This window comes from Streptomyces sp. NBC_00986, from assembly GCF_045162565.1.
In the GTDB taxonomy this organism is placed as follows: domain Bacteria; phylum Actinomycetota; class Actinomycetes; order Streptomycetales; family Streptomycetaceae; genus Streptomyces.
Window position 1 is genome coordinate 10,348,025 of sequence record NZ_CP108733.1, and the last position, 21,971, is coordinate 10,369,995.

General features: G+C 70.3%; 20 protein-coding genes and 1 pseudogene. 15 read left to right on the plus strand and 6 right to left on the minus strand.

What is annotated here, in order from left to right:
• The first annotated feature begins 95 nt into the window (after window positions 1-95).
• The 5 genes from OG504_RS46570 (at window position 96) to OG504_RS46590 (ending at window position 5,756) form a co-directional block, all read left to right on the plus strand.
• Window positions 96-773: a FadR/GntR family transcriptional regulator gene (locus OG504_RS46570; RefSeq protein ID WP_033278612.1), complete on the plus strand. Its 678-nt coding sequence runs from the start codon at window positions 96-98 to the stop codon at window positions 771-773.
• Window positions 770-2,233, plus strand: coding sequence for an amino acid permease (locus OG504_RS46575; protein ID WP_405995214.1), 1,464 nt, complete (start codon window positions 770-772; stop codon window positions 2,231-2,233). The genes OG504_RS46570 and OG504_RS46575 overlap by 4 nt, the downstream gene beginning before the upstream one ends.
• Before the next feature lie 32 nt (window positions 2,234-2,265).
• Entirely contained in the window at window positions 2,266-3,285 is a 1,020-nt protein-coding gene (locus OG504_RS46580) for an asparaginase (RefSeq protein WP_405995215.1), read from the plus strand.
• 92 nt (window positions 3,286-3,377) lie between these two features.
• Complete coding sequence (gene aspA / locus OG504_RS46585; protein WP_405995216.1) at window positions 3,378-4,787, plus strand: aspartate ammonia-lyase; 1,410 nt, start codon at window positions 3,378-3,380, stop codon at window positions 4,785-4,787.
• A 36-nt stretch (window positions 4,788-4,823) separates the two neighbouring features.
• Window positions 4,824-5,756 (plus strand): glutaminase, encoded by a 933-nt coding sequence (locus OG504_RS46590; RefSeq protein WP_405995217.1) that lies wholly within the window; start codon window positions 4,824-4,826, stop codon window positions 5,754-5,756.
• Between the two features lie 6 nt (window positions 5,757-5,762).
• Here the strand turns inward: OG504_RS46590 and OG504_RS46595 are convergent, their stop codons facing one another.
• The gene (locus tag OG504_RS46595; protein ID WP_405995218.1) at window positions 5,763-6,557 is read right to left on the minus strand and encodes an alpha/beta fold hydrolase; all 795 of its coding nucleotides are present in this window, start codon (window positions 6,555-6,557) and stop codon (window positions 5,763-5,765) included.
• Between the two features lie 137 nt (window positions 6,558-6,694).
• On the opposite strand from OG504_RS46595, the gene mptB reads away from it, so the two are divergent.
• Together mptB and OG504_RS46605 are read left to right on the plus strand one after the other, a co-directional pair.
• Window positions 6,695-8,089 (plus strand): polyprenol phosphomannose-dependent alpha 1,6 mannosyltransferase MptB, encoded by a 1,395-nt coding sequence (gene mptB, locus OG504_RS46600; RefSeq protein ID WP_405996596.1) that lies wholly within the window; start codon window positions 6,695-6,697, stop codon window positions 8,087-8,089.
• A complete protein-coding gene (locus OG504_RS46605; protein WP_405995219.1) occupies window positions 8,086-9,462 on the plus strand; it encodes a glycosyltransferase 87 family protein in 1,377 nt (458 codons plus the stop codon). The genes mptB and OG504_RS46605 overlap by 4 nt, the downstream gene beginning before the upstream one ends.
• 59 nt (window positions 9,463-9,521) lie before the next feature.
• Here the strand turns inward: OG504_RS46605 and OG504_RS46610 are convergent.
• From OG504_RS46610 to OG504_RS46620, 3 genes and pseudogenes are all read right to left on the minus strand, one after another.
• A pseudogene (locus OG504_RS46610) lies at window positions 9,522-10,337 on the minus strand (D-alanyl-D-alanine carboxypeptidase family protein); the annotation flags it as partial.
• Between the two features lie 165 nt (window positions 10,338-10,502).
• The gene (gene rho, locus OG504_RS46615) at window positions 10,503-11,642 is read right to left on the minus strand and encodes a transcription termination factor Rho (RefSeq protein WP_405995220.1); all 1,140 of its coding nucleotides are present in this window, start codon (window positions 11,640-11,642) and stop codon (window positions 10,503-10,505) included.
• 290 nt (window positions 11,643-11,932) lie between these two features.
• On the minus strand, window positions 11,933-12,760 hold the full coding sequence (locus OG504_RS46620; RefSeq protein ID WP_405995221.1) for a class I SAM-dependent methyltransferase: 828 nt from the start codon (window positions 12,758-12,760) through the stop codon (window positions 11,933-11,935).
• A gap of 167 nt (window positions 12,761-12,927) precedes the next feature.
• Here OG504_RS46620 and OG504_RS46625 point away from each other — a divergent pair, with 167 nt between their 5' ends.
• From OG504_RS46625 to OG504_RS46650, 6 genes are all read left to right on the plus strand, one after another.
• Window positions 12,928-13,698 carry an SDR family NAD(P)-dependent oxidoreductase gene (locus tag OG504_RS46625; RefSeq protein WP_405995222.1) on the plus strand — a complete coding sequence of 257 codons (771 nt, stop codon included), beginning with the start codon at window positions 12,928-12,930 and terminating at the stop codon, window positions 13,696-13,698.
• Window positions 13,699-13,704: 6 nt separating this feature from the next.
• A complete protein-coding gene (locus tag OG504_RS46630; protein ID WP_390162132.1) occupies window positions 13,705-14,118 on the plus strand; it encodes a VOC family protein in 414 nt (137 codons plus the stop codon).
• A gap of 11 nt (window positions 14,119-14,129) precedes the next feature.
• Window positions 14,130-15,662 carry an MFS transporter gene (locus OG504_RS46635; protein WP_405995223.1) on the plus strand — a complete coding sequence of 511 codons (1,533 nt, stop codon included), beginning with the start codon at window positions 14,130-14,132 and terminating at the stop codon, window positions 15,660-15,662.
• Between the two features lie 154 nt (window positions 15,663-15,816).
• Window positions 15,817-16,554, plus strand: coding sequence for a nuclear transport factor 2 family protein (locus OG504_RS46640; protein WP_405995224.1), 738 nt, complete (start codon window positions 15,817-15,819; stop codon window positions 16,552-16,554).
• Window positions 16,551-16,892 carry a YciI family protein gene (locus OG504_RS46645; protein ID WP_405995225.1) on the plus strand — a complete coding sequence of 114 codons (342 nt, stop codon included), beginning with the start codon at window positions 16,551-16,553 and terminating at the stop codon, window positions 16,890-16,892. Before OG504_RS46640 ends, OG504_RS46645 begins: the two co-directional genes overlap by 4 nt.
• Window positions 16,889-18,145 carry an RNA polymerase sigma factor gene (locus OG504_RS46650; RefSeq protein ID WP_405995226.1) on the plus strand — a complete coding sequence of 419 codons (1,257 nt, stop codon included), beginning with the start codon at window positions 16,889-16,891 and terminating at the stop codon, window positions 18,143-18,145. The genes OG504_RS46645 and OG504_RS46650 overlap by 4 nt, the downstream gene beginning before the upstream one ends.
• Before the next feature lie 179 nt (window positions 18,146-18,324).
• Here the strand turns inward: OG504_RS46650 and OG504_RS46655 are convergent, their stop codons facing one another.
• Window positions 18,325-19,167, minus strand: a complete 843-nt coding sequence (locus tag OG504_RS46655) for a helix-turn-helix transcriptional regulator (RefSeq protein WP_405996597.1) — start codon at window positions 19,165-19,167, stop codon at window positions 18,325-18,327.
• Between the two features lie 154 nt (window positions 19,168-19,321).
• On the opposite strand from OG504_RS46655, the gene OG504_RS46660 reads away from it, so the two are divergent.
• Window positions 19,322-20,281: an NADP-dependent oxidoreductase gene (locus OG504_RS46660; protein ID WP_405995227.1), complete on the plus strand. Its 960-nt coding sequence runs from the start codon at window positions 19,322-19,324 to the stop codon at window positions 20,279-20,281.
• A gap of 10 nt (window positions 20,282-20,291) precedes the next feature.
• Here the strand turns inward: OG504_RS46660 and OG504_RS46665 are convergent, their stop codons facing one another.
• Window positions 20,292-20,801 carry a MarR family winged helix-turn-helix transcriptional regulator gene (locus OG504_RS46665; protein ID WP_405995228.1) on the minus strand — a complete coding sequence of 170 codons (510 nt, stop codon included), beginning with the start codon at window positions 20,799-20,801 and terminating at the stop codon, window positions 20,292-20,294.
• 161 nt (window positions 20,802-20,962) lie between these two features.
• Here OG504_RS46665 and OG504_RS46670 point away from each other — a divergent pair, with 161 nt between their 5' ends.
• Window positions 20,963-21,928 carry a zinc-binding dehydrogenase gene (locus tag OG504_RS46670; protein WP_405995229.1) on the plus strand — a complete coding sequence of 322 codons (966 nt, stop codon included), beginning with the start codon at window positions 20,963-20,965 and terminating at the stop codon, window positions 21,926-21,928.
• Window positions 21,929-21,971 lie beyond the last annotated feature (43 nt).

Sequence of the window (21,971 nt, forward strand, 5' to 3'; positions counted from 1 at the left end):
TCGCTTGACAGCACTGTCCCGTCACCCGCAGGATCACGTCCGTGAACCTGTCAGACAGCCAGACAGGTGGAGTCGGGCCGCGGCGCGTCAGCGCCATGGAAGCGGTGCTTGTCCACCTCCGCGGCGCCATCGAGCGCGGCGACTACGCCATCGGCGACAAGCTCCCCTCCGAGGCGGAGCTGTGCCGCACCCTGGAGATCAGCCGACCCGTACTGCGGGAGGCCCTGCGGGCCCTGCAGACCATGGGCCTGACCGTCTCCAAGACCGGCAAGGGCACCTTCGTGGTGGCCAACGCCGTGGAGGACCCCACCTTCGGCGACTACGCGGCCAGCGACCTGCTGGAAGTGCGCCGCCATGTCGAGATCCCGGTCGCCGGGTACGCGGCGCTGCGCCGCACCCCGGAGAACCTGGACCACCTGGCCCACCTCCTGGACCGCATGGAACAGGAGACCGACACCACCGCGTGGGTCGCGATGGACACGCTCTTCCACCTCGCCGTGGCGGAGGCCGCCCAGAACCCGGTGTTCCGCCGGGTCATCGAGGAGATCCGCGACGCGCTGGCCCGCCAGTCCGCGTTCCTCAACGAACTCGGCGGCCGGCGCGAGCAGTCCAACCGCGAGCACCGGGCGATCGTCGAGGCGCTGATCGACGGCAGCGAGCCGGACGCCGTCGAGGCCATGTCCCACCACCTCGACCGGGTCGAGACGACCCTCACCGACATCGTGCGCCCCGCGCGCACGAACACCCCCACGGAAGGCGGACCCGAGGCGTGAGCGAGCAGTCCCTGCACGGCAGCGAGCAGTCCCTGCACGACGGCGTGCAGAAACGATCCGGCCATGTCGACGCCGGAGACGCCGGCTACAGCAAGTCCCTGAAGTCCCGGCACGTCAACATGATCGCCATCGGCGGCGCGATCGGCACCGGCCTCTTCCTCGGCGCGGGCGGCCGCCTCGCCGACGCCGGCCCCTCGCTGTTCATCGCGTACGCGGTCTGCGGCCTCTTCGCCTTCCTCGTCGTCCGCGCCCTGGGCGAACTCGTCCTCTACAGGCCCTCGTCCGGCGCCTTCGTGTCGTACGCCCGGGAGTTCCTCGGCGAGAAGGGCGCGTACGTAGCGGGCTGGATGTACTTCCTGAACTGGGCGACCACCGGCATCGCCGACATCACCGCCGTCGCCGTCTACACCCACTACTGGAGCATGTTCTCCGACATCCCCCAGTGGGTGATCGCCCTCATCGCCCTCGCCGTGGTCCTCACCGTGAACCTGATCTCGGTGAGGATGTTCGGCGAGATGGAGTTCTGGTTCGCGATCATCAAGGTCAGCGCGCTCGTCGTCTTCATGCTGATCGGCATCTTCCTGCTGGTCACCCAGCACCAGGTCGACGGTACGACCCCCGGCCCGTCCCTGATCACCGACAACGGCGGCATCTTCCCCAACGGCCTGCTGCCCATGCTCCTGATCATCCAGGGCGTCGTCTTCGCCTACGCCTCCGTCGAACTGGTCGGCGTAGCCGCCGGCGAGACGGAGAACCCCGAGAAGATCATGCCGAAGGCGATCAACTCGATCATGTGGCGCGTCGGCCTCTTCTACGTCGGCTCGGTCGTCCTGCTCTCGATGCTGCTGCCGTGGAACAAGTACAGCGCGGGCCAGAGTCCCTTCGTGACCGTGCTGTCGAACATCGGTATCCCGGCGGCCGGCGGTGTCATGAACCTCGTCGTCCTCACCGCGGCGATGTCCTCGCTCAACTCCGGCCTGTACTCCACCGGCCGCATCCTCCGCTCCATGGCGATGTCCGGCTCCGCCCCCAAGTTCACCTCGGTGATGAGCCGCAGCCAGGTCCCCTACGGCGGCATCCTGCTCACCAGTGGCATCTGCGTCCTCGGCGTCGGCCTCAACTTCGTAGTGCCGGCGGACGCGTTCGAGATCGTCCTGAACTTCGCCGCGATCGGCATCCTCTCCACCTGGGGCATGATCATGCTCTGTCACTTCCTCTTCTGGCGGAAGACCGAGAAGGGCGAACTGACCCGCCCCAGCTACCGGTTGCCGGGTTCTCCCTGGACCGAACTCGTGACGCTGGCCTTCCTCGCCTCCGTCCTGGTCCTCATGTACGCCGACGGCGGCGCCGGACGCACCACCGTGCTGTGTCTGCCGCTGATCGCCGCCGCGCTCGTCGCCGGATGGTTCGCCGTCCGCCGTCGCGTGGCCAGCACGTCCTCCACCGCACCCGACGCGTGAGACCCACGCCGTCCTGACCCTGACAGGCAGTGATGTACAGCAGTTCCCTCGCGGACCCACCCCTCATCCGTGAACCCCTCCACGCACCCGTCGCCCACCTGATCCGCGGCGGAGTGATCGAGGGCATCCACTACGGCTCCGTCGTCGTCCTCGATGGCGACGGCCAGGTCCAGCTCCAGATCGGTGACATCGAGGCGGCGTTCTATCCGCGCTCGGCGATCAAGCCCGTCCAGGCCGTCGCCATGGTGCGGGCCGGGTTGCCGCTCGACGGTGAGCTGCTCTCGCTCGCCGCGGCCAGTCACTCCGGCGAGGAACGTCACCTCGCCGGGGTCCGGCGGATCCTCGAACTCGCCGGGCTCACGGAGGACTCTCTGCGCAACGTCCCTGACCTCCCGTTCGATCCGGCTGTGCGGGATGCCTGGGTGCGGGAGGGGCGGGCGCCGTCCCGGCTCGCCCAGAACTGTTCCGGGAAGCATGCGGCGATGCTCTACGTGTCGAAGCTCAACGGATGGTCCCTGGAGGACTGTCTCGACCCGTCGCATCCGTTGCAGCAGGCGATCGCCGAGATCGTCGAGGATCTCACCGGGCAGCGGATCGCCCGGGTGACCGTCGACGGGTGTGGGGCGCCTTTGTTCTCCATCTCGCTGCATGGGCTTGCCCGTGCTGTTGCCCGGATTACTACCGCTGCGCCTGGGACGCCTGAGGCGCGCGTTGCTGATGCGATGCGGGAGTTTCCGGAGATGGCGTCCGGGGCGGGGCGGGATGTGGCTGCGTTGATGCGGGCCGTGCCGGGGCTGTTGACCAAGGACGGGTTCGAGGGGGTTCAGGTTGCCGCGTTGCCTGATGGGCGGGCTGTTGCCGTGAAGGTCTCGGACGGGGCCAATCGGGCGCGGGTGCCTGTTGCTGCGGCTGCGCTTGTGCGGGCCGGGGTTGAGGAGGGGCTGCTTGCCGAGTTCGCGGGGGAGCCGTTGCTCGGTGGTGGCGAGCCGGTTGGTTGTGTTCGGCCTGTGCGGGCTTTGGACCCTGTGCCGCCGTTGTCTGCGTGTGCCTAGATCGGTTGTGGGGATCTGCGGGCCCGGTGGGGGCTGGTCGCGCAGTTCCCCGCGCCCCTAAGTGACCTGAACGATGTTGGAAAGAGGACCCTATGTCTGCCATGACCCGTCGCGAACATGATCTGCTCGGGGATCGGGATGTACCCGGTGATGCCTATTGGGGTGTTCACACTCTGCGGGCCACGGAGAACTTCCCCATCACCGGGACGCCGATCTCGGTCTATCCGCACTTGATCAATGCTCTCGCCGCCGTCAAGGAGGCCGCCGCTCTCGCCAATGAGGAGTTGGGGCTGCTCTCGCCGGAGAAGACGGGCGCCATTGTCGCCGCCTGCCGGGAGATCCGGGACGGGAAGCTGCATGACCAGTTCGTGGTGGACGTGGTGCAGGGCGGGGCCGGGACCTCGACCAACATGAACGCCAACGAGGTTGTGGCGAACCGGGCGTTGGAGTTGTTGGGGCATGGCAAGGGGGAGTACCAGTACCTGCACCCGAACGAGGACGTCAACCTTGGGCAGTCCACCAATGACGTGTATCCGACCGCCGTCAAGATAGCGACTGTCTTTGCGGTACATGGATTGATCGCGTCCATGTCTGTACTGGAGGACGCCTTTGCCCGTAAGGCTGTTGAGTTTCGTGATGTGCTCAAGATGGGCCGTACACAGTTGCAGGACGCGGTGCCGATGACGCTCGGTCAAGAGTTCTCGGCGTATGCGGTCATGATTGACGAGGATCGTCAACGTCTTGACGAGGCTGTCCAGTTGATCCATGAGATCAACCTGGGCGCTACGGCCATCGGGACCGGGCTCAATGCGCCGGCAGGGTATGCGGAGTCGGCTCGGCGGCATCTGTCGGAGATCACCGGGCTGCCGTTGGTGACGGCGGCCAATCTGGTCGAGGCCACGCAGGACTGCGGGGCGTTCGTGCAGATGTCGGGGGTGCTCAAGCGCGTCGCGGTCAAGCTCTCCAAGAGCTGCAACGATCTGCGGCTGCTGTCGTCGGGGCCGCGTGCGGGGCTGGGGGAGATCAACCTGCCGCCGGTGCAGGCCGGTTCGAGCATCATGCCGGGCAAGGTGAACCCGGTGATCCCCGAGGTCGTCAACCAGGTCGCCTTCGAGGTGATCGGCAACGACGTCACCATCACGATGGCCGCCGAGGCGGGACAGCTCCAGCTCAACGCGTTCGAGCCGATCATCCTGCACTCGCTGTCGGAGTCGATCACGCATCTGAGTGCCGCGTGCGTCACGCTCGCCGAGCGCTGCGTGGACGGCATCACCGCCAACACGGAGGCGCTGCGCGCGAGCGTCGAGAACTCCATCGGCCTGGTGACCGCGCTGAACCCGCACATCGGGTACACGGCCGCCACCGACATCGCCAAGGAGGCCCTCGCCACCGGTCGGGGCGTGGCCGAACTCGTCCTGGAGAAGGGGCTGTTGCCCGCCGAGACGCTTGCCGCCCTGCTGCGGCCCGAGGTCCTGGCCGGCAATGGTCCCGTGGCTGTCTGAGCCGCGGGCGCGCACCAGGACCGGCCCGGAGGCACAATGGTGATCATGTCCCCATCGATGACCTTCCAGCCGGTCCTGGAGCGCATCGCCGGTGAGGTCGAGCGGATGCCCAGCCGCGGCGTGGCCGCCGACTACATCCCGGCGCTCGCGGCCTGCGACCCACGCCGCTTCGGCATGGCCGTCGCCGAGCTGGACGGCACGGTGTACGGGGTGGGGGACTGGCGGCAGCCCTTCTCGACGCAGTCCATCACCAAGGTCTTCACCCTCGCGCTCGACCTGGCCCGCGAGGGCGACGAACTCTGGGAGCACGTGGGCCGCGAGCCCTCCGGCAACCCCTTCAACTCCCTTGTCCAGCTGGAGTACGAGAGCGGCATCCCGCGCAACCCGTTCATCAACGCGGGCGCGCTCGTCGTCACCGACCGGCTCCAGACCCGTACCGGAGACGCGGCCGGGGAACTGCTCGACTTCCTGCGGGCCGAGAGCGGCAACCCGTCCCTCGGCTTCGACAAGGAGGTCGCCGCCTCCGAGTCCGCGAACGGTGACCGCAACGCGGCCCTCGCCCACTTCATGAAGTCCTACGGCAACATCGACAACGAAGTGCCCGTCCTCCTGGACCAGTACTTCCGGCAGTGCTCGATCGAGGCGTCCTGCGCCGATCTCGCCCTCGCAGCAGGGTTCCTGGCCCGGCACGGCAGCCGCGCCGACGGCTCCCGGCTGCTCACCCTCACCCAGGCCAAGCAGGTCAACGCGGTGATGCTGACGTGCGGGACGTACGACGCGGCGGGCGAGTTCGCGTACCGGGTTGGGTTGCCCGGCAAGAGCGGGGTGGGCGGCGGGATCATCGCGATCGTCCCGGGCCGGTGCACGCTGGCCGTGTGGAGCCCGGGACTCGACGAGCGGGGGAACTCGGTGGCCGGGGTCGCCGCGCTCGACCGTTTCACGACGCTGACCGGGGTGTCGGTGTTCTGACCGGCCTCAGCCCAGGAAGTCGGTGAGCAGGGGCGGCAGCACCTTCCGTCGCATGAGCTCCATGTGCGTGGTGCCGGGCAGTACGGCGAGCTGTGCGTCGGGGATCAGCCGGTGCATCTCGGCGAGGTGCTCGATGTGGAAGAAGTCCGTGTCGCCGATGACAAGGAGTGTGGGCGCGCTGAGCGTGCGCAGGTCGTCTGCGGTCCAGTGCAGCGGGGCGTTCGCCGCCGCCGAGCACTTGGCGAAGAAGTCCTGGAAGTGCTCGGGGTGCGGTGCGACGGCCGCGTAGGCGTCGGCCATCTCCTGGAAGTCTGCCTGGCCGGGAAGCCGGGGCGAGCTGAAGTCGGGGGTGCGGACCTCGTCGTGGAAGCCGTCCTGGGAGTACGCGACGGCGGCCGGCACGAGCCGTCCGACCCGCTCCGGGTGCCGGACCGCGATCTCCAGCGCGACCAGTCCACCGAGGCTGAACCCGATGAAGTCGGCCTGCTCGACGCCGAGTTCGTCGAGCAGTGCCACCACGTCGGTGGCCAGGTCCGGGATCGTCAGCGGCCGGTCGGTATCGGGGGTGTGGCCGTGGCCCTGGAGTTCGGGGGCGATCACGTACCGCTCGGCCGACAGCGTGGGCAGCAGCGTCCCGAAGGTCAGACCGACGGTCTGCACACCGCCGTGCAGCAGGACCAGCGGGCGCCGGTCCTCGTGTTCGGTGCCATGGATCTCGTAGTACATCTCCTGGCCGTTCACCTTGGTGCGGGCGGAGCTGGTCGGCACGGTCATCACGTCCGTTCTGCGAAAGTCGGTCATCAGGGAGACCGGTCGCGGACCGAGAACTCATCGGTGCCGAGGGCCGAGCACACGGAGGTCACGCGCAGTCCGCCGCACGGAGAGCGGCAGGTCGCCTTCCCGCCATCAGGCGTTGACACGCTGGGCGAGTGCTGGCCATGGGTTTTCCCGTCGATCTCCGCCGCTGCCAGGTACTGGGCCTGGCCGGAACCGCCGTCCTCGCGCTGGGCGGTGAGACGGCCGGGGCGCTGCCGGCCGCGGACCTCTTCTCCCCGGCCTCCGCGCAGGCCGCGCTCGGGCTGGTCGGGGTCTACTTCGGTGTCGTCCTGCTGATAGCGGCCTGGCTGCTGCTGGGCAAGCTGATCCGCAGTGCCGAACCGCCGACCCCACGCTCCCTGTTCCTGGTCCTCGCCGTGTGGGCGTCCCCGCTGCTGCTCGCGCCGCCGCTGTTCAGCCGGGACGTGTACAGCTATCTCGCGCAGGGCGCCATGGTCGACGCCCACATGGACGTCTACGCGCACGGCCCGGCCACGCTCGGCGGGCCCCTCGCCGACGAGGTCGCCCCACTGTGGCAGCACACGGGCGCGCCGTACGGCCCCGTGTTCCTCGCCGTGGCGTCGTGGCTGTCCGGACTGACCCGCGGCGAACTGCCCGCCGGGCTCTTCGGGATGCGGCTCGTCGCCCTTCTGGGGGTGGGTCTGATGGCCGCCGCGCTGCCCCGGCTCGCCCGGCACAGCGGCGCCGACCCGGCCGCCGCGCTCTGGCTGGGAGCCCTCAACCCGCTCGTCCTGCTGCACCTCGTCGCGGGCGCCCACAACGACGCGATCATGCTCGGGCTGCTCGGCGTCGGCCTGGTCGCCGCGCTCGGCCGCTGGCCGGTCCTGGGCGCCGTACTCGTCACGCTCGCCGCCCTGGTCAAGGCACCGGCCGCGCTCGGCCTCGCCGCGGTCGTGCTCCTCCAGATCCGCGCGGGCCACCGCCCGGCCAGGGCCGTCACGACGACCGTCGTCGCGTCCGCGGCCACCACGGTCGCGGCCACGGCCTTCGCGGGCACCGGCTACGGCTGGATCAGCGCCCTCGACACCCCCGTCTCGGCGCACAACTGGGCGCTCACCAGCCTCCTCGGCCGCGCCACCGGCGCCCTGCTGAAACACCTCGGCAGCGATCTCGCGCCCTTCGCCGTCCCGGCCTGGCACGCCCTCGGACTCGCGGTCACCGGCGCGGCCGTCCTCGCCATATGGTTCCGCCTGCGCCCCAGCCCGGTCTACGCACTCGGCCTGAGCCTGGCGGTCGTCGCCGCCTTCGGCCCGGCGATCCGCCCCTGGTACGCCCTGTGGGGTCTCTTCCTGATCGCCGCCGCCGCGCCCAGCACGTCCGTACGCCACCGGGTGGCCGCCGTCACCGGCGTGCTCGCGCTCGCCGTGCTGCCCAGCGGCGGCCCCGCCGACATCGGACAACTCGTGCTGGCCGTCTCCGGCGGCGTCCTCGCGATCGTCGTCCTCTGGCAGGCCCGCCAGGCCGCCGAGGCCCCGGCCCTGGGACGTACGGCATGAGAACACCCACCACCGACCGCGGCCGCGTCCTCCTGGTGCTGGCCCTCGCCGCCGTCGTCACCGTCTTCACCGCGACCGTCCCGCTGCTGCGCGACTGGTTCGACCTGCGGGTCTACTACGGCACCGTCCACACCTGGCTCCACCACGGCGGCCGGATCTACGACTACCACGTGCCCGGGACGACCTACGGCTTCACCTACCCGCCGTTCGCCGCCGTCAGCATGGCCCCGATGGGCTACCTCGGCCTCGGCGCCGCGATCACCGCCGCACTCGTCCTCAACCTCACGGCTCTCGGCGTCGTGCTGCGCATCCTGGCCGGGCCCGGGTGGCGGCGCTACGGCTGGTTCGGGTGGGCGCTGGTGGCGTGCGGGCTGGCGCTGTTCGAGCCGTTGCGCGACACGTTCAGCTTCGGGCAGGTGAACCTCATACTGCTGGCCCTCGTCCTCGGCGACGGCTGGCTCCTGTCCACCGGGCGGGGCCGCTGGGCGGGCGTCGGCATCGGCCTCGCGGCGGCGATCAAGCTCACGCCGGCCCTGTTCATCGCCCTGTTGCTGCTGGCCAGACGCTGGAAAGCCGCCGCGGTGGCGACGGCTGTGGCGCTCGCGGCGACCGGGCTCGCGTTCCTCGTGGTGCCGGACGCCTCACGGTTCTACTGGACCCAGGCCATGTGGGACACCACCCGGGTGGGCCGCCTCGACTACGTCTCCAACCAGTCCCTGCAAGGCGTCCTGGCCCGGCTCGGCGAAACGGGCCGCCCGCTGTGGGCGACGGTCGTGGTGCTCGTACTGGCCGTGTGGGCGGTGCGTGCACGCCACGCGATCGTCCGGGGGGACTGGACGGCCGCGTTCGCGCTGACCGGGCTGACCGCGTGTCTGATCAGCCCGATCACCTGGGTGCACCACCTCGTGTGGCTGCTGCCGGCCTTCGCCGTGCTGGTCCGCGCCGGGCACCCACGGATCGCGGGCGCCCTCTACGCGGTGATGTGCACGAGTGTCGTGTGGCTGTGGTTCGACGACTCCTCGGGCATCGACGGCTTCCTCGGCAGCAACACGTACACCTGGATCACGCTCGGCCTGCTGCTGTGGCTGCCGACGGGTCAGACCGGCGGGAGCCGCTTGATCCTGAACCGGATCGCGGCCACCACCGCGCCCGCGCCCAGCACGGCCGCGGCCGCGATCGCCGCGGTCTCGGCCCAGCCGGGTCCTTCGTCCGGTACGACCGCGGCGGCCACCGGCACCGCCGAGGGACCCGACCTCGGCCTGGCCCGCAAGGCGTCCAGTGACCCCACCGGATCGACCCGCCCGGCCGCGGCGAAGCCCCAGTCGAGCAGCTCGCGGGCCTCCTCGTACACGGTGAAACCACCGCCCGCCTGAGGGTTCATCACCGTGACGACGAGCGACCGGCCGCCCCGACGCGCCGCCGCGACAAGGGTGTTGCCGGCGTGCGTGGTGTAGCCGTTCTTCACCCCGACGATCCCCGGATACCGCTCGACACCGTCGTTGCCGGTCAGCAGCCGGTTGGTGTTCTGGATGCCGTACGACGATCCCTCGCCCGGGAACTGGGCCTCGGCGGTGGAGCAGTAGCGTGCGAAGTCCGCGTTGCGCAGGCCGGCGCGGCCGAACACCGCGAGGTCGTAGGCGGAGGACACCTGGCCGTCGGTGTCGTAGCCGTCCGGTGAGACGACGTGGGTGTCGAGGGCGCCTAGGGTGCGGGCCTTGGCCTGCATGCGGGTGGCCGTGGTTTCCCAGCCGCCGTTGAGGGAGGCGAGGACGTGCACGGCGTCGTTGCCGGAGTTGAGGAAGACTCCGCGCCACAGGTCTGCGACGCGGTAGGTATGGCCCTCCTCTACGCCGACGAGGCTGCTGCCCTCGCCGATGCCTGCCAGGTCTTGTTCGCTGACTCGGTGTTGGATTCCTCCGGGGAGTGCGGGGAGGACGGTCAGGGCGAACAGGGTCTTCAGGGTGCTGGCGGGTGGGAGTTTGCGGTGTGAGTCGTGGGCGGCCAGGACTTCGCCGGTGTGGGCGTCGGCGACGAGCCAGGACAGGGCGGAGATGTCCGGGACTGCGGGGGCTCCGGGGTGTGGTCTGACCTGGGTTTCGGGGCGGTTCAGGAGGGCGGGTGGGGGTGTTGCTGTGCCGGGATCCGACCCGGTGTTTGCTGCCGCCGCGACGGGGGTGAACGCGAGGGCGCCCGCGAGGCAGAGGGCGCAGGCCGACACGGTGATCCGGGGTGGGAATCCGATTGTCATACCGCAAACGTAGGAACGGAGTCGGTGTGGAGGGGGCTGGCGGGGCCGTGCGGGGTTCGTCAGCACCCGGATGCGCTAGCGCTCCGCTGGGTTGGCGGTCATTTGGCTGCCGGCCGGTGGGGGCTGGTCGCGCAGTTCCTCGCGCCCCTAAAAAAGCCGCTTGGGTCAGTTGGAAGGCAGCGTGGGCTGGATCTGGCGTAGGAACGTCGCGTTGTCCGGGGTCTCGCGCATGCGCTCCAGCAGGGTTTCCAGGCTGCCCTGGGCGTCCCTGTTCTGGAGGACGCGGCGCAGGCCTCGTACCGCCGTCAACTCGGCCTGGGTGAGGAGGAGTTCCTCTCGGCGGGTGCCGGACGGGGTGATCTCGATGGCCGGGAAGATCCGGCGGGAGGCCAGGTCGCGGCTGAGGCGGAGCTCCATGTTGCCGGTGCTCTTGAGTTCCTCGAAGTAGACGCTGTCGGCGAGGGAGCCGGTGTCCACGAGTGCGGTGGCGAGGATCGTGAGGGAGCCGCCCTCCTCGGCGAGGCGCGCGGCGCCGAAGAACTTCTTCGGGCCGATCAGCGCGGTCGAGTCGACGCCGCCGCTGAGGGTACGGCCACCGGACGCGGCCGCGTTGTTGTGCGCCCGGCACAGCCGGGTCAGCGAGTCGAGGAGGATCACCACGTCCTCGCCCGCCTCGACGAGCCGCTTGGCCCGCTCGATCACGAGCTCGGCCAGCGCGATGTGCTGCTTGGGGGCCTTGTCGAAGGTGGAGGCGTACACCTCGCCGCGCACGGAGCGCCGCATGTCGGTGACCTCTTCGGGCCGCTCGTCGAGCAGCACGACCATGAGGTGGGCCTCGGGGTGGTTGCCGGCGACGGCGGCCGCGATCTGCTGGAGCAGTACGGTCTTGCCGGTCTTGGGCGGGGCCACGATCAGCCCGCGCTGGCCCTTGCCGACGGGGGCGATCAGGTCGGCGACGCGTCCGGTCAGGCCGGCCGCCGGGTGTTCGAGGTGCAGCCGCTCACGCGGGTGCAGCGGGGTGAGGTCACGGAAGTGCCGTCGGCCGCGCAGTTCGGCGGGCGTGCGCCCGTTGACGAACGCGACCTCGGTCAGGGCGCGTTGCCCGCCGCGGACGCCTTCCAGGAGGTCGCCCTTGCGCAGGCCGTGACGGCGGATCAGCGCGGGGGAGACCTGGAGGTCGGTGGGCGAGGGCCGGCAGTCCAGCGCTCGCAGGTGCCCCTTCCCGTTGCCGTCGATGTCGAGGACACCGGTGGCGGTCTGGATGCGGGGCTGTTCCTGTACTGGGGGTTCGAGTGTGGTGGTCATGATGGGTGGTCCTTTCAAGGACGGGATGCATGTGTCATGCGGAAGGAAGGGGGGAGAAGCCGCAGACGGAGGGCGAACGAGCGCTCCTCGGGGCGGCGGGGAACATCACCTCGGGTACGGCGGAGAACGCCGGTCACGAAGTGGTGTGGAGAAGCCGGTGAGCCGGTCGGAGATCGACGGGCTGTTCGGCGGGAGAGAAGTGGTTCTGGCACCGGCGCCCGGAACGGGGCGTGCACAAGTGCTGACCGCACCGTAGCACACCCGGTGCGGCTCTGGGTGTGACGTAGGGCTCAGCGACTCGCCAGGAGGCCGTACAGGAGGGGGATCCGCGGCTCGGGCAGGCGCCACCAGCCGGTCTCGGTCCGGACCATCTGCGGCCAGCGCGGCCACGGCAGTTCGTCGCTCTCGCGAAGGCGCCGGATGTTCACTCCTGCTGCGGTCAACGCGTTGATGACTTCGTCTATTCCGTGCATCCACTCGTAGCTGTCGGTCGCCCCGGCCACGGCCGGTCCGTCGGTGTACGTGAACGTCGCGTCCCGGTGCACCGGACCCCCGCCGCCCAGGTAGTCGTGGCGCAGGAGCAGTTCCGGTCCTTCGCCCGGAGCCGGTTTCGGGCCGAGCGAGTTGAGCAGGGGGTGGAACTCGACGATGTACAACAGGCCGCCGGGGCGCAGGAGTTGGGCGACCACGTCCGCCCAGCGCGGCAGGTCGGGCAGGTAGCACAGGGCGCCCTTGCCGGTGTACACGACGTCGAACTGCCGTTGCCCCAGGGCCTCCACGGCGTCGTACACGTTCGCCTGTACGTAGTCGACGTCGAGGCCTGCCTTCACCGCGATGCCGTTCGCGGCCGTGACCGATGCCTCGGAGAAGTCGAGGCCCGTGGCACGTGCCCCACGTCGCGCGAACGCGAGGGTCTCCGTGCCGAGATGGCACTGGAGGTGGAGGACATCCCGGCCCGTCAGGTCGCCGAGGTCGTCCCACTCGAAGGACGCGAACCAGCGGTCCGGGTCCGGGTCGTCGTCGAGGCCGTAGAACCGGCTGGCGAGGTGGACGGGGGTGCGGGCGTCCCAGTTCGCCTGGTTGGCGCGCATCAGGCGGGTCTGGTCGTCGGTGCTCATGGGGACATCCTGCCGTGAGGCCGGGAGGAGTTCCGGGCTTCGCGCCTCATACCAGCCATACGAACCCCCGATGGCCCTTCATTGACCCATTTCTTGTTCTCGTCAATGGCCGTACCTACGCTGCCACCACCGCACCACGGCGGCACGGGACAAGGGACTTGGCAATCATGGGTCGACTGGCCGGGAAAATCGCTTTCATCAGTGGAACGGGGGCGGGAATTGGGCGGGCCGCGGCGCTGGTATTCGCGGCGGAGGGTGCTGAAGTCTTCGGTTGTGACATTGACGAGGACAGTGCGGCCGAGACCGTGGAACTCGTCGAAAAGACCGGCGGAACCATGCGGTCCCTGGCTCCGGTTGACCTGTCCACCCAGAGCGGCGCCCGAGAGTGGATCGAGGCCGGGGTCGCGGCCTTCGGCGGGATCGACATCCTCTACAACAACGCCTCCGCGCTGCGGAACGGTCCGTTCGAGACGATGCCCGCCGAGGACTGGTACTTCACCATCAAGAACGAGCTGGACATCCCCTACTTCTGCACGCGGGCCGCCTGGCCGCACCTGATCGCGCGGGGTGGCGGGGCCGTGCTGAATGTCGCCTCCGTGGCCGCCGTACGGGGAGCGCCGTTCATGCCGATGGTGCCCCACGGGGCCGCCAAGGGCGGGGTGTTGGCGATGAGCCTGCACCTGTGTGCGGCCGGTGCTCCGCACCACATCCGCGTCAACACCATCGCGCCCGGCATGACCCGCACCTCCGCCACAGCGCCCTTCCTCGACGATCCGGCCGGCCCCAAGGCCCAGTTGGAGGCCCGCATCCCGGTCGGGCGGGTGGGGCAGCCCGAGGACATCGCGCGAGCCGCCGCCTTCCTCTGCTCCGACGAAGCGGCCTTCGTCAACGGCGCCAACCTCATGGTCGACGGCGGCGACAGCGCGATGGCGGGCTGAGCCGCCGTGACCACCCGACTCGACCACGTGGGCGTCAACGTACGGGATCTGGCGGCCCAAGTCGCTTGGTACCAGGGCGCGTTCGGGCTCAAGACCGTCTTCGAGTTCCACCTCGAAGGGCCCGGTCTGCGCGGTGTCGTCCTGGAGCATCCGCGGGGCTGGCGCATCGAGCTGCTCGCCAGACCCGGTTCCGCACCCGGCCTCCGTGCGCCGGACCCGCTGACCGCCGCCCTCACCGAGGGGTACGGGCACTTCGCGGTCACCACCCCCGAACTCGACCCCGTTCATGGCGCGTTGGTGGCCCATGGCGCGGGCGAGGTCATGGCACCCGGGCCGTCCCCCGAGCCCGGAGTGCGCATGGCCTGGGTCAGTGACCCCGAGGGAAATCTCATCGAACTCATAGAGAAAAACGCAGAGTGAGGGCACGCACGATGACGGATTCGACCTCCTTGAAAAGACTGGACCCCGGAACACTCATAGCGTGCTGTCTCGCGGTCGCGGCGGCACAGTTGTGCATTACCGTTCCCTCGCCCATCAACGGAGAAATTCAGGCCGCATTCGGCGCATCGGGTTCCCAGGTCGCCTGGGTCACCTCCGCGTTCATTCTCCCCACCGCGATTCTGGAACTGAATTTCGGCGTGGTCGGCGATCTCTTCGGCCGCAAGCGCCTGTTGGTGCTCGGCGGGCTCGTCCTGGCGCTCGGTGAACTCCTCAACTCCACCTCGCAGAACATCAGCATGATGTGGACCGGGCAGGCCCTGGCCGGCATCGGCGCCGCCGCCCTGTTCCCCAGCTCCCTCGCGGTCATCGCGGCGGCCACACCCGACGGCAAGGACCGGGCGAAAGCCGTCTCCACCTGGGCCCTGTCGATCTCGCTGGCCTCCGCGCTCGGCCCGCTGTCCTCCGGGATCCTCGCCACGGTCGCCGACTTCCGCTGGGCGTTCGTGCCGCCGGTCGTCCTCGGTCTCATCGTCGCGGTCACCTCCTGGAAGCTCGTCACCGACTCGAAGGCGCCCGAGGGCCGCGCGCTGGACTGGCCCGGGCAGATCACCATCGCCGTCGGCCTCACCGCCCTGCTCTGGGGCATCATCGAGGGCGGCGACCGCGGCTGGGGCAGCGCGGCGATCGTCGGCTCGCTGGCTCTGGCGGCCGTCGCGCTCGCCGGGTTCGTCGTCGCGGAGACCCGCGCGGCCTCGCCGATGTTCAACCTCGACCTGCTGAAGATCCCGTCCTTCGCGGCGGCGGCCGTCGTCGCGCTGGCCGGCATGTTCGGCTTCATCGGCACCGCCTACTGCGTCTCGATCCGCCTCGGCGCGGTGATGCACCTCAGCGCGCTGCGGGCCGGAATGCCGTTCGTGATCCTGCAGTTGATCCCGCTGCTGCTCGCGCCGGTGCTCAGCCGCATGCTGACGAGGATCGACGCCCGCTGGCTCCTCATGGGCGGCCTGCTGCCCATGGCCGCCGGCCAGTTCTGGATCGCCGCCCTGCCCATCACCACCACCTCCCTCGCGGCCTTCATCGGCCCGGTGCTGCTGCTCGGCATCGGCTTCATCTGCGTGGTGTCCTCGCTGACCTCCGCCGCCGTGAACGCCGTACCGATCAACATGACCGGCATGGCCAGCGGCGCGACCAGCCTGGTCCGCGAGTTCGGCCAGGGCCTCGGCCCGGCCGTGATCTCCACGATCGCGATGAGCCTCGCGTCCTCCGCGCTCGTCGGCAAGCTCAGCGGGGCCGACGCCGGCATGGAGAAGGCGGCCGGACCGCTCGCCGTCGTCAACGCGGGCAGCGCCCAGGCCAAGGCCGCCGCGCAGACCGCGCTCGGCCACGGCATGGCCGTCGGCGTGGTGATCTGCGGCTGCGCCTCGCTGCTGGGCGCGGTGGTCACGCTGCTGCTGGTGCGCAAGAACACCGAGCGTGCGGTTGTGGGGGCGGGGGAGCCGTCGGTACAGGCGGCCACCGCGTAACAGGCAAGTCGTACGGGTCGTAGGGGAGAGGTCGGGGCCGGCGCCCCGGCCTCTCCGTGTTTTGGGATGCGTGTTTCTCTTGGCGGGGTGTCGATCCGGCTCGGTCGCGTTCGTCGGTGGGGTGTAGGAAGCTCATCGAGGACCGGGAGGACCCATGAAATACATGCTGCTCGTGTGCGGCGACGACACCGCCGACGACTCCGGGATGACACCCGTGGAACCCTGGGTGGAGGACCTGGGCGACCGGAACGTACGGCTGCACGGGCACCGGCTCGCGAAGCCCGCCGACGCCGTGACCGTGCGGGTGCGCGGCGGCGAGGTGCTGCGCACCGACGGGCCGTTCGCGGAGACCAAGGAGTACGTCGCCGGGTTCGACATCCTGGAGTGCGACACCCTGGAGGAGGCCGTCGAGGCCGCCGCCAGGCACCCTGTGGCCACCATCGGCGCCATGGAGGTCCGCCCGTTCTGGCCCATGGACGGCGAGGAGGAGGGCGAGCCCGAGATCCGCGCCCTCGACGCCGAACTGACCGACGCCGCCCGTGAACGGGACGTCGACCGCATCGTCGCCTGCTACGCGCCGGACGTGGAGGCCTTCCACTTCACCACCGGACTGGAAGCCCACGGGATCGACGCCTTCCGCAAGGCCATGGAGGGCGTGTTCGCGAGCGTGACCGGTCCGGTCACCCGCGAGGTCCTGGAGTTCCGCGTCCGAGTTGACGAGTCCATCGCCTTCGGCAACGCCCTCGTCCGGCTGCGCGGCACCCTTGCCGGCGGCGAGCCGCTGGACGACGTCCTGCGCGTGACCACCGGTTACCGCAACGCCGGCCTGCGCTGGCAGATCGTCCACGAACACGTCTCGGTCGGTGCCGAGAAGACCGAGGAGGGTTCGTGAAGTACGCCCTGCTCATCTGCACCCCTGTCGGCGGCGAGGAGCTCAGCCCCGCCGAGATCGCCGACGATCCCCGCTTCACCTCGTACATCGACGAGGTCCGCAACCGCGACCTCATGCGCGCCGGGGCGAGGCTGCGGCCGTCCACGGACGCCACCACCGTGCGCGTCCAGGGCGACGAAGTCCTGCTCAGCGACGGGCCGTTCGTCGAGTCCAAGGAGTACGTCGCCGGTATCGACATCATCGAGGTCGCCGACCTGGACGAGGCGATCTCGCTGGCCTCCCGGCATCCCGCCGCGCTCGGCGGTGGCTCGGTCGAGGTGCGGCCGGTCTGGGAGTGAGCGTGCCGGACGTCGAGGAGGCGGTGGCCGCCGCTTTCCGTGAGGAGTGGGGCCAGGTCGTCGCCACCCTGATCCGGGTGACCGGCGACTGGGACCTCGCGGAGGAGTGCGCGCAGGACGCCTTCGCCCAGGCACTCGACCGGTGGCGGCGCGACGGCATCCCGCGCCGCCCCGGCGCCTGGCTGACCACGACCGCCCGCAACCGCGCCCTCGACGTCCTGCGCCGGGAGGCGGTCGGGGCGGCGAAACTGCGGGAGGTCGCGGTGCTGGGGCGGGACGAGGGACCGTACGACCCGGAGTACGACGGCGACGACAGCGGCGTCGAGGACGACCGGCTGCGGCTGGTCTTCACCTGCTGCCACCCCGCGCTGCCCATCGAGGCAAGGGTCGCCCTGACCCTGCGCACGCTCGCGGGCCTGACCACCCCTGAGATCGCCCGCGCCTTCCTCGTCCCCGAGGCGACCATGGCGCAACGCCTCGTGCGGGCGAAGAAGAAGATCCGCAACGCCGGTATCCCGTACCGGGTGCCGCCCGCGCATCTGCTGCCCGAGCGGACGACGGGCGTCCTGGGGGTCGTCTATCTCCTCTTCAACGAGGGCTACGCGGCCACGTCCGGCGCCGAGTTGGTGCGGACGAACCTGTGCGCGGAGGCGATCCGCCTGGCCCGTGTGCTGGCCCGCCTGATGCCGGACGAGCCCGAAGTCCTCGGTCTGCTCGCCCTGTTGCTGCTGCACGACGCCCGCCGCGGCACGCGTGTGGACGCGGCGGGGGAGTTGGTGACCTTGGAGGACCAGGACCGTACGGTCTGGGACCGGGCCGAAGTCGACGAGGGCGCCGCCCTGTTGGAGACCGCTCTGCGCCGGGGCCGCCCCGGCCCGTACCAGATCCAGGCCGCCATCGCCGCCTGCCACACCACCGCGCCCATGGCCGAGGAGACCGACTGGGCCGATATCGCCGCGCTGTACGGCGAGTTGGAGCGCTTCGTGCCGTCGGCGGTGGTGCGCCTGAACCGGGCGGTCGCCGTGGGCATGGCTCAACACCCGGACGCAGGGCTGGAGTTGGTTGCCGGGCTGGAGCGGTCGGGCGAACTGGCCGACTATCACCTGCTGCCCGCGACCCGCGCCGATCTGCTGCGCCGCAGCGGCCGCACGGCGGAGGCGGCCGTCGCGTACGAACGGGCGCTGGAGCTGGTGGAGAACGCGGCGGAGCGCAGGTTCCTGGAACGGCGGCTCGCGGAGTGTCGATCCGCGTAGGGGCCGTTCGTCGGTGGGGTGAACACAGCCCACCACACCGGAGGTTCCGATGACCGTCCTTGTACTGCTGCGCCGCGTACGGCAGTTCCTGGCCCGGCCCGCGACCGAGGAGCCGGAACCCGGGACGCCTGAGCTCTGGCTCGCGGCGCTCCGGCTGCGCGGCTGACCGAGGGCCGGCCTCAGCGGACGTCGAGCAGGCCCGCGAGGAGCTGGAGCCGCTCGGCGTCGAGGCTGCCCTCGGCCGCGGTGCAGACCATGAGCGCGGGACCGGGGTTGCCCGGTATCGGGTAGGCGTCCCAGTCCAGGTTGAGTTCGCCGACCCGTGGGTGGTTGAGGCGCATCTGGCCGCGGGTCGGTTCCTCCACGTCGTGGAGGGCCCACAGGGCCGCGAACTCGTCGCTGCGGACGGCGAGTTCACCGACCAGTTCGACGGCGCGCGGGTTCCCCGGATCGGCGGCTACCTGCGTCCGCAGCATCCCGATCAGCTCCGCGACGGTGGCCGCCCGGTTCGGGCAGGTCCGGTCGGCCTGGGGGTGCAGGAACAGTGCCAGCATGTTCCGTTCCTTCTGGGGCTGGCGGGTGAAGTCGCCCAGCAGGGCGCCGCCGAGCGGGTTCCAGGCCAGCACGTCCAGGAAACGGCCGACGACCAGAGCGGGTGCGGTCATGCCGTGCAGCAGTCGTAGCGTGGTGTCGGGTACCTCCTCCGGCTCGTACGAACGCGGTGGTTGGACCGGGTTGCGTGCGGCGGCGGCGAGGCTGTGCAGGTGACGGGTCTCCTCGGCGGAGAAGCCGAGGGCGCGCGCGAGGGCGTCGAGGACCTGTTCCGAGGGGCGTACGTCGCGGCCCTGCTCCATGCGCTGGTAGTAGTCCGAGCTCACTCCCGCCAGCAGGGCCAGCTCCTCGCGCCGCAGTCCCGCGACGCGCCGTCTCGGGCCGGGCTCCAGGCCAACGTCCTCCGGCCGAAGCCGAGTTCGGCGGGTGCGGAGGAACTCCGCGAGTTCGCGTCGGGGATCGTCGCTCATGGCGTGGGAGGAGTCGTTCACCGCGCCAGTATGCCGTGGGCGCGGCCCGCGAGGGTGGGTCTGCCAGACCCAGGAAAAGGAGAACGACCGTGATGTCGCGTGCGGGGTCCACCATCGGATCAACCACACAGCAGGCCACGGAAGGAACAGCGACATGAAGGCCGTTCAGATCACGAGTTTCGGTACCGCGGACGCACTGCAGGTCAACGAGGTCGACCGTCCCACTCCCGGCGCGGGTGAGGTCCTCGTGTCGGTCGAGGCGTCCAGCGTGAACGGACACGATGTGATCGTCCGGTCGGGGGAGTTGAAGATGGTGTCGGGGCGCCGCTTCCCGATCGGCGTGGGGCTGGACTTCGCCGGCGTCGTCGCCGCGACCGGCGCCGGTGTCGAGGGCTACCGGGTCGGGGACCGGGTGTGGGGCATGGTGCACCCCCGGCAGAAGCACTCCGTCGCCGGGGCGGCCGAGTACGTCGTGGTCTCCGCGGAGCGCATATCGCACGCCCCGGCGGACCTCTCGTCGGTCGAGGCGGCCTCCCTGGTCGTCGCGGGTTCCACGGCGCTGATCGCGCTCCGCGACAGTGTGCGCCTGGTGGGCGGCGAGAAGGTCCTGGTCCGGGGCGCGGCCGGCGGAGTCGGCACGGCTGCCGTGCAGTTGGCGCACGCGATGGGCGGCCATGTGACCGCGTTGGCCCGCGACCGCCACGCCAAGCTCCTGACCGAACTCGGCGCCGACGAGGTCCTGGACTACGGCTCCACCACCTCGGACCAGATCGGGCCGTTCGACGTCATCGTCGACACCGTCGGCACGGAACTGCACTGCTACCGCGGCCGGTTGGCCAAGGGTGGCCGGATGGTCACCGTCGGACTGTCCCCGTCCGCCATTGCCGCGATCGCCGCGTCGAGCGTGCACGGCTCCCGCCGCATCCGCACCTTCAGCGCCAACCCCGAGACCCCCGTGCTGCGCGATGTGGCCGACCATGTCACCTCGGGCGCGCTGCGCCCGGTGATCGACAGCGTGTACCCGCTCGCGGACATCGCCGCGGCGCACCAGGCGTTCGAGCGCGGCGGCGTCGTGGGCAAGCATGTGGTGACGGTGCCGCGCAGCTCCGTCTGACGGAGTCCGGTCAGCGGGGATCGGTGCGCAGGTCGATGCCCCGGTCGTGGGCGTCGGCGGTCACGATCCGTGTCGCCATGCGCGACAGCCGCTTCCGGTCGGTTGCGGGAAGCGGCTCGACACACCGCTCGATCCGCTCGGCGAACTGGGCGGCGACCTGCTCCACGAGCTGTCGGCCGGCGTCGGTGATCGACACCTGGAACGAGCGGCGGTCGACGGTGCTGGGCGTACGGGTGACCAGACCCCGGCGCTGGGCCCGGTCGACCAGTCCCGTGATCGAGGACTTGTCGAGGCCGAGGTGCCGGCCGAGCTGGTTCATCGTCGGCTCGCGGTCCCGCAGTATCCCGAGCATCCGGGTCTGGACGACCGACAGGTCGTGCTGCCCCGCGATCTCGGTCAGGGCGCTCTGCACCAGGAACGACAGCTGGGCGAGGCCGTCCACCAGGCCGAGATCCTCGTCTTCGGATGACGGTGCGGGCGACGGTGTGGGCGGGGGCGGCATGTCATGGGATGAAGTCACCTCCTGATCCTACTTGCAAAGGTACGCGGCACCTACTAATTTGATTGGTGTCACGAACTAAAACATTCGCGACACACACTAAATCCTTTGTGTCACGTATCAAATGCTTCGTGTCACGTACCAGGGCCTTTGTCCGCGCATCACATCCGAGGAGAGCAGCCATGGACATCCACGCCGCCGTCGTCAGCTCGTTCGGCACCCCGCCCCGCTACGAGCCCTTCGACCTGCCCGCGTCGACCGACGAGGACCAGGAGATCGTCGACGTCCTCGCCGTGGGCCTGCACCCCCGAGTCCGCACCGGCGCGTCGGGCAACCACTACACGAGCACCGGCAAGCTGCCGCTGGTCCCCGGCGTCGACGGGGTCGGCCGCCGTGCGGACGGGCGCCTCGTGTACTTCGTCGCCGACGACGAACTGGTCGGCCCGATGGCCACCCGGACCGTCATCGACAGCCGGCACAGCATCCCGCTGCCCGACGGCGCGGACGTCGTGAAGATCGCCGCCGGGATGAACCCGGCCATGTCGTCCTGGGTCGCGCTGCGCCGCCGCGTCCCGATCGAGGCCGGGCAGTCGGTGCTGATCCTCGGCGCCACCGGCAACGCCGGACAGATGGCCGTCCAGGTCGCCAAGCGGCTCGGCGCCGGTCGGGTCGTCGGCGCCGGACGCGACCAGGCCCGCCTGGCCACCCTGCCCGGGCTCGGCGCGGACGCGACCGTCGCGCTCACCGACGACGCCGACGCCACCGCGACGGCGCTGGCCAAGGAAGCCGCCGAAGTCGACCTGGTCATCGACTACTTGTGGGGCAAGCCGGCCGGTGACGCGATCATGGCGCTGCTGCGGGCCCGCGCCGACCGGAGCCGCGCCCTGAACTGGATCCAGATCGGCGCCATGGCGGGTCCGACCATCGAGCTCCCGTCAGTGGCACTGCGTTCGGCGAACTTCCGGCTCCAGGGCAACGGCCAGGGTGCGGTGTCCACCAGGACGTATCTGGAGGAACTCCCGTCCCTGGTCGAGGAGATCGAGAGCGGCGGCATCGCGGTCACCGCGCAGGCGGTACCCCTCGCCGAGGTCGAGAGCGCGTGGAACGCGCCCGAGGTCCCGGGCGTACGCACCGTCCTGGTGCCCTGAACTCGCCCCGACCGTCATGCAGTTCGTACCGGAATTACCCTAG

Excerpts from the sequence above, each read along its gene's own strand:
- OG504_RS46570 (WP_033278612.1), top strand. The coding sequence starts at position 96 with ATGGAAGCGGTGCTTGTCCACCTCCGCGGCGCCATCGAGCGCGGCGAC.
- OG504_RS46580 (WP_405995215.1), top strand. The coding sequence starts at position 2,266 with ATGTACAGCAGTTCCCTCGCGGACCCACCCCTCATCCGTGAACCCCTC.
- aspA (WP_405995216.1), top strand. The coding sequence starts at position 3,378 with ATGTCTGCCATGACCCGTCGCGAACATGATCTGCTCGGGGATCGGGAT.
- OG504_RS46590 (WP_405995217.1), top strand. The coding sequence starts at position 4,824 with ATGGTGATCATGTCCCCATCGATGACCTTCCAGCCGGTCCTGGAGCGC.
- OG504_RS46595 (WP_405995218.1), bottom strand. The coding sequence starts at position 6,557 with ATGACCGACTTTCGCAGAACGGACGTGATGACCGTGCCGACCAGCTCC.
- mptB (WP_405996596.1), top strand. The coding sequence starts at position 6,695 with ATGGGTTTTCCCGTCGATCTCCGCCGCTGCCAGGTACTGGGCCTGGCC.
- OG504_RS46605 (WP_405995219.1), top strand. The coding sequence starts at position 8,086 with ATGAGAACACCCACCACCGACCGCGGCCGCGTCCTCCTGGTGCTGGCC.
- rho (WP_405995220.1), bottom strand. The coding sequence starts at position 11,642 with ATGACCACCACACTCGAACCCCCAGTACAGGAACAGCCCCGCATCCAG.
- OG504_RS46620 (WP_405995221.1), bottom strand. The coding sequence starts at position 12,760 with ATGAGCACCGACGACCAGACCCGCCTGATGCGCGCCAACCAGGCGAAC.
- OG504_RS46625 (WP_405995222.1), top strand. The coding sequence starts at position 12,928 with ATGGGTCGACTGGCCGGGAAAATCGCTTTCATCAGTGGAACGGGGGCG.
- OG504_RS46635 (WP_405995223.1), top strand. The coding sequence starts at position 14,130 with ATGACGGATTCGACCTCCTTGAAAAGACTGGACCCCGGAACACTCATA.
- OG504_RS46640 (WP_405995224.1), top strand. The coding sequence starts at position 15,817 with ATGAAATACATGCTGCTCGTGTGCGGCGACGACACCGCCGACGACTCC.
- OG504_RS46655 (WP_405996597.1), bottom strand. The coding sequence starts at position 19,167 with ATGAGCGACGATCCCCGACGCGAACTCGCGGAGTTCCTCCGCACCCGC.
- OG504_RS46660 (WP_405995227.1), top strand. The coding sequence starts at position 19,322 with ATGAAGGCCGTTCAGATCACGAGTTTCGGTACCGCGGACGCACTGCAG.
- OG504_RS46670 (WP_405995229.1), top strand. The coding sequence starts at position 20,963 with ATGGACATCCACGCCGCCGTCGTCAGCTCGTTCGGCACCCCGCCCCGC.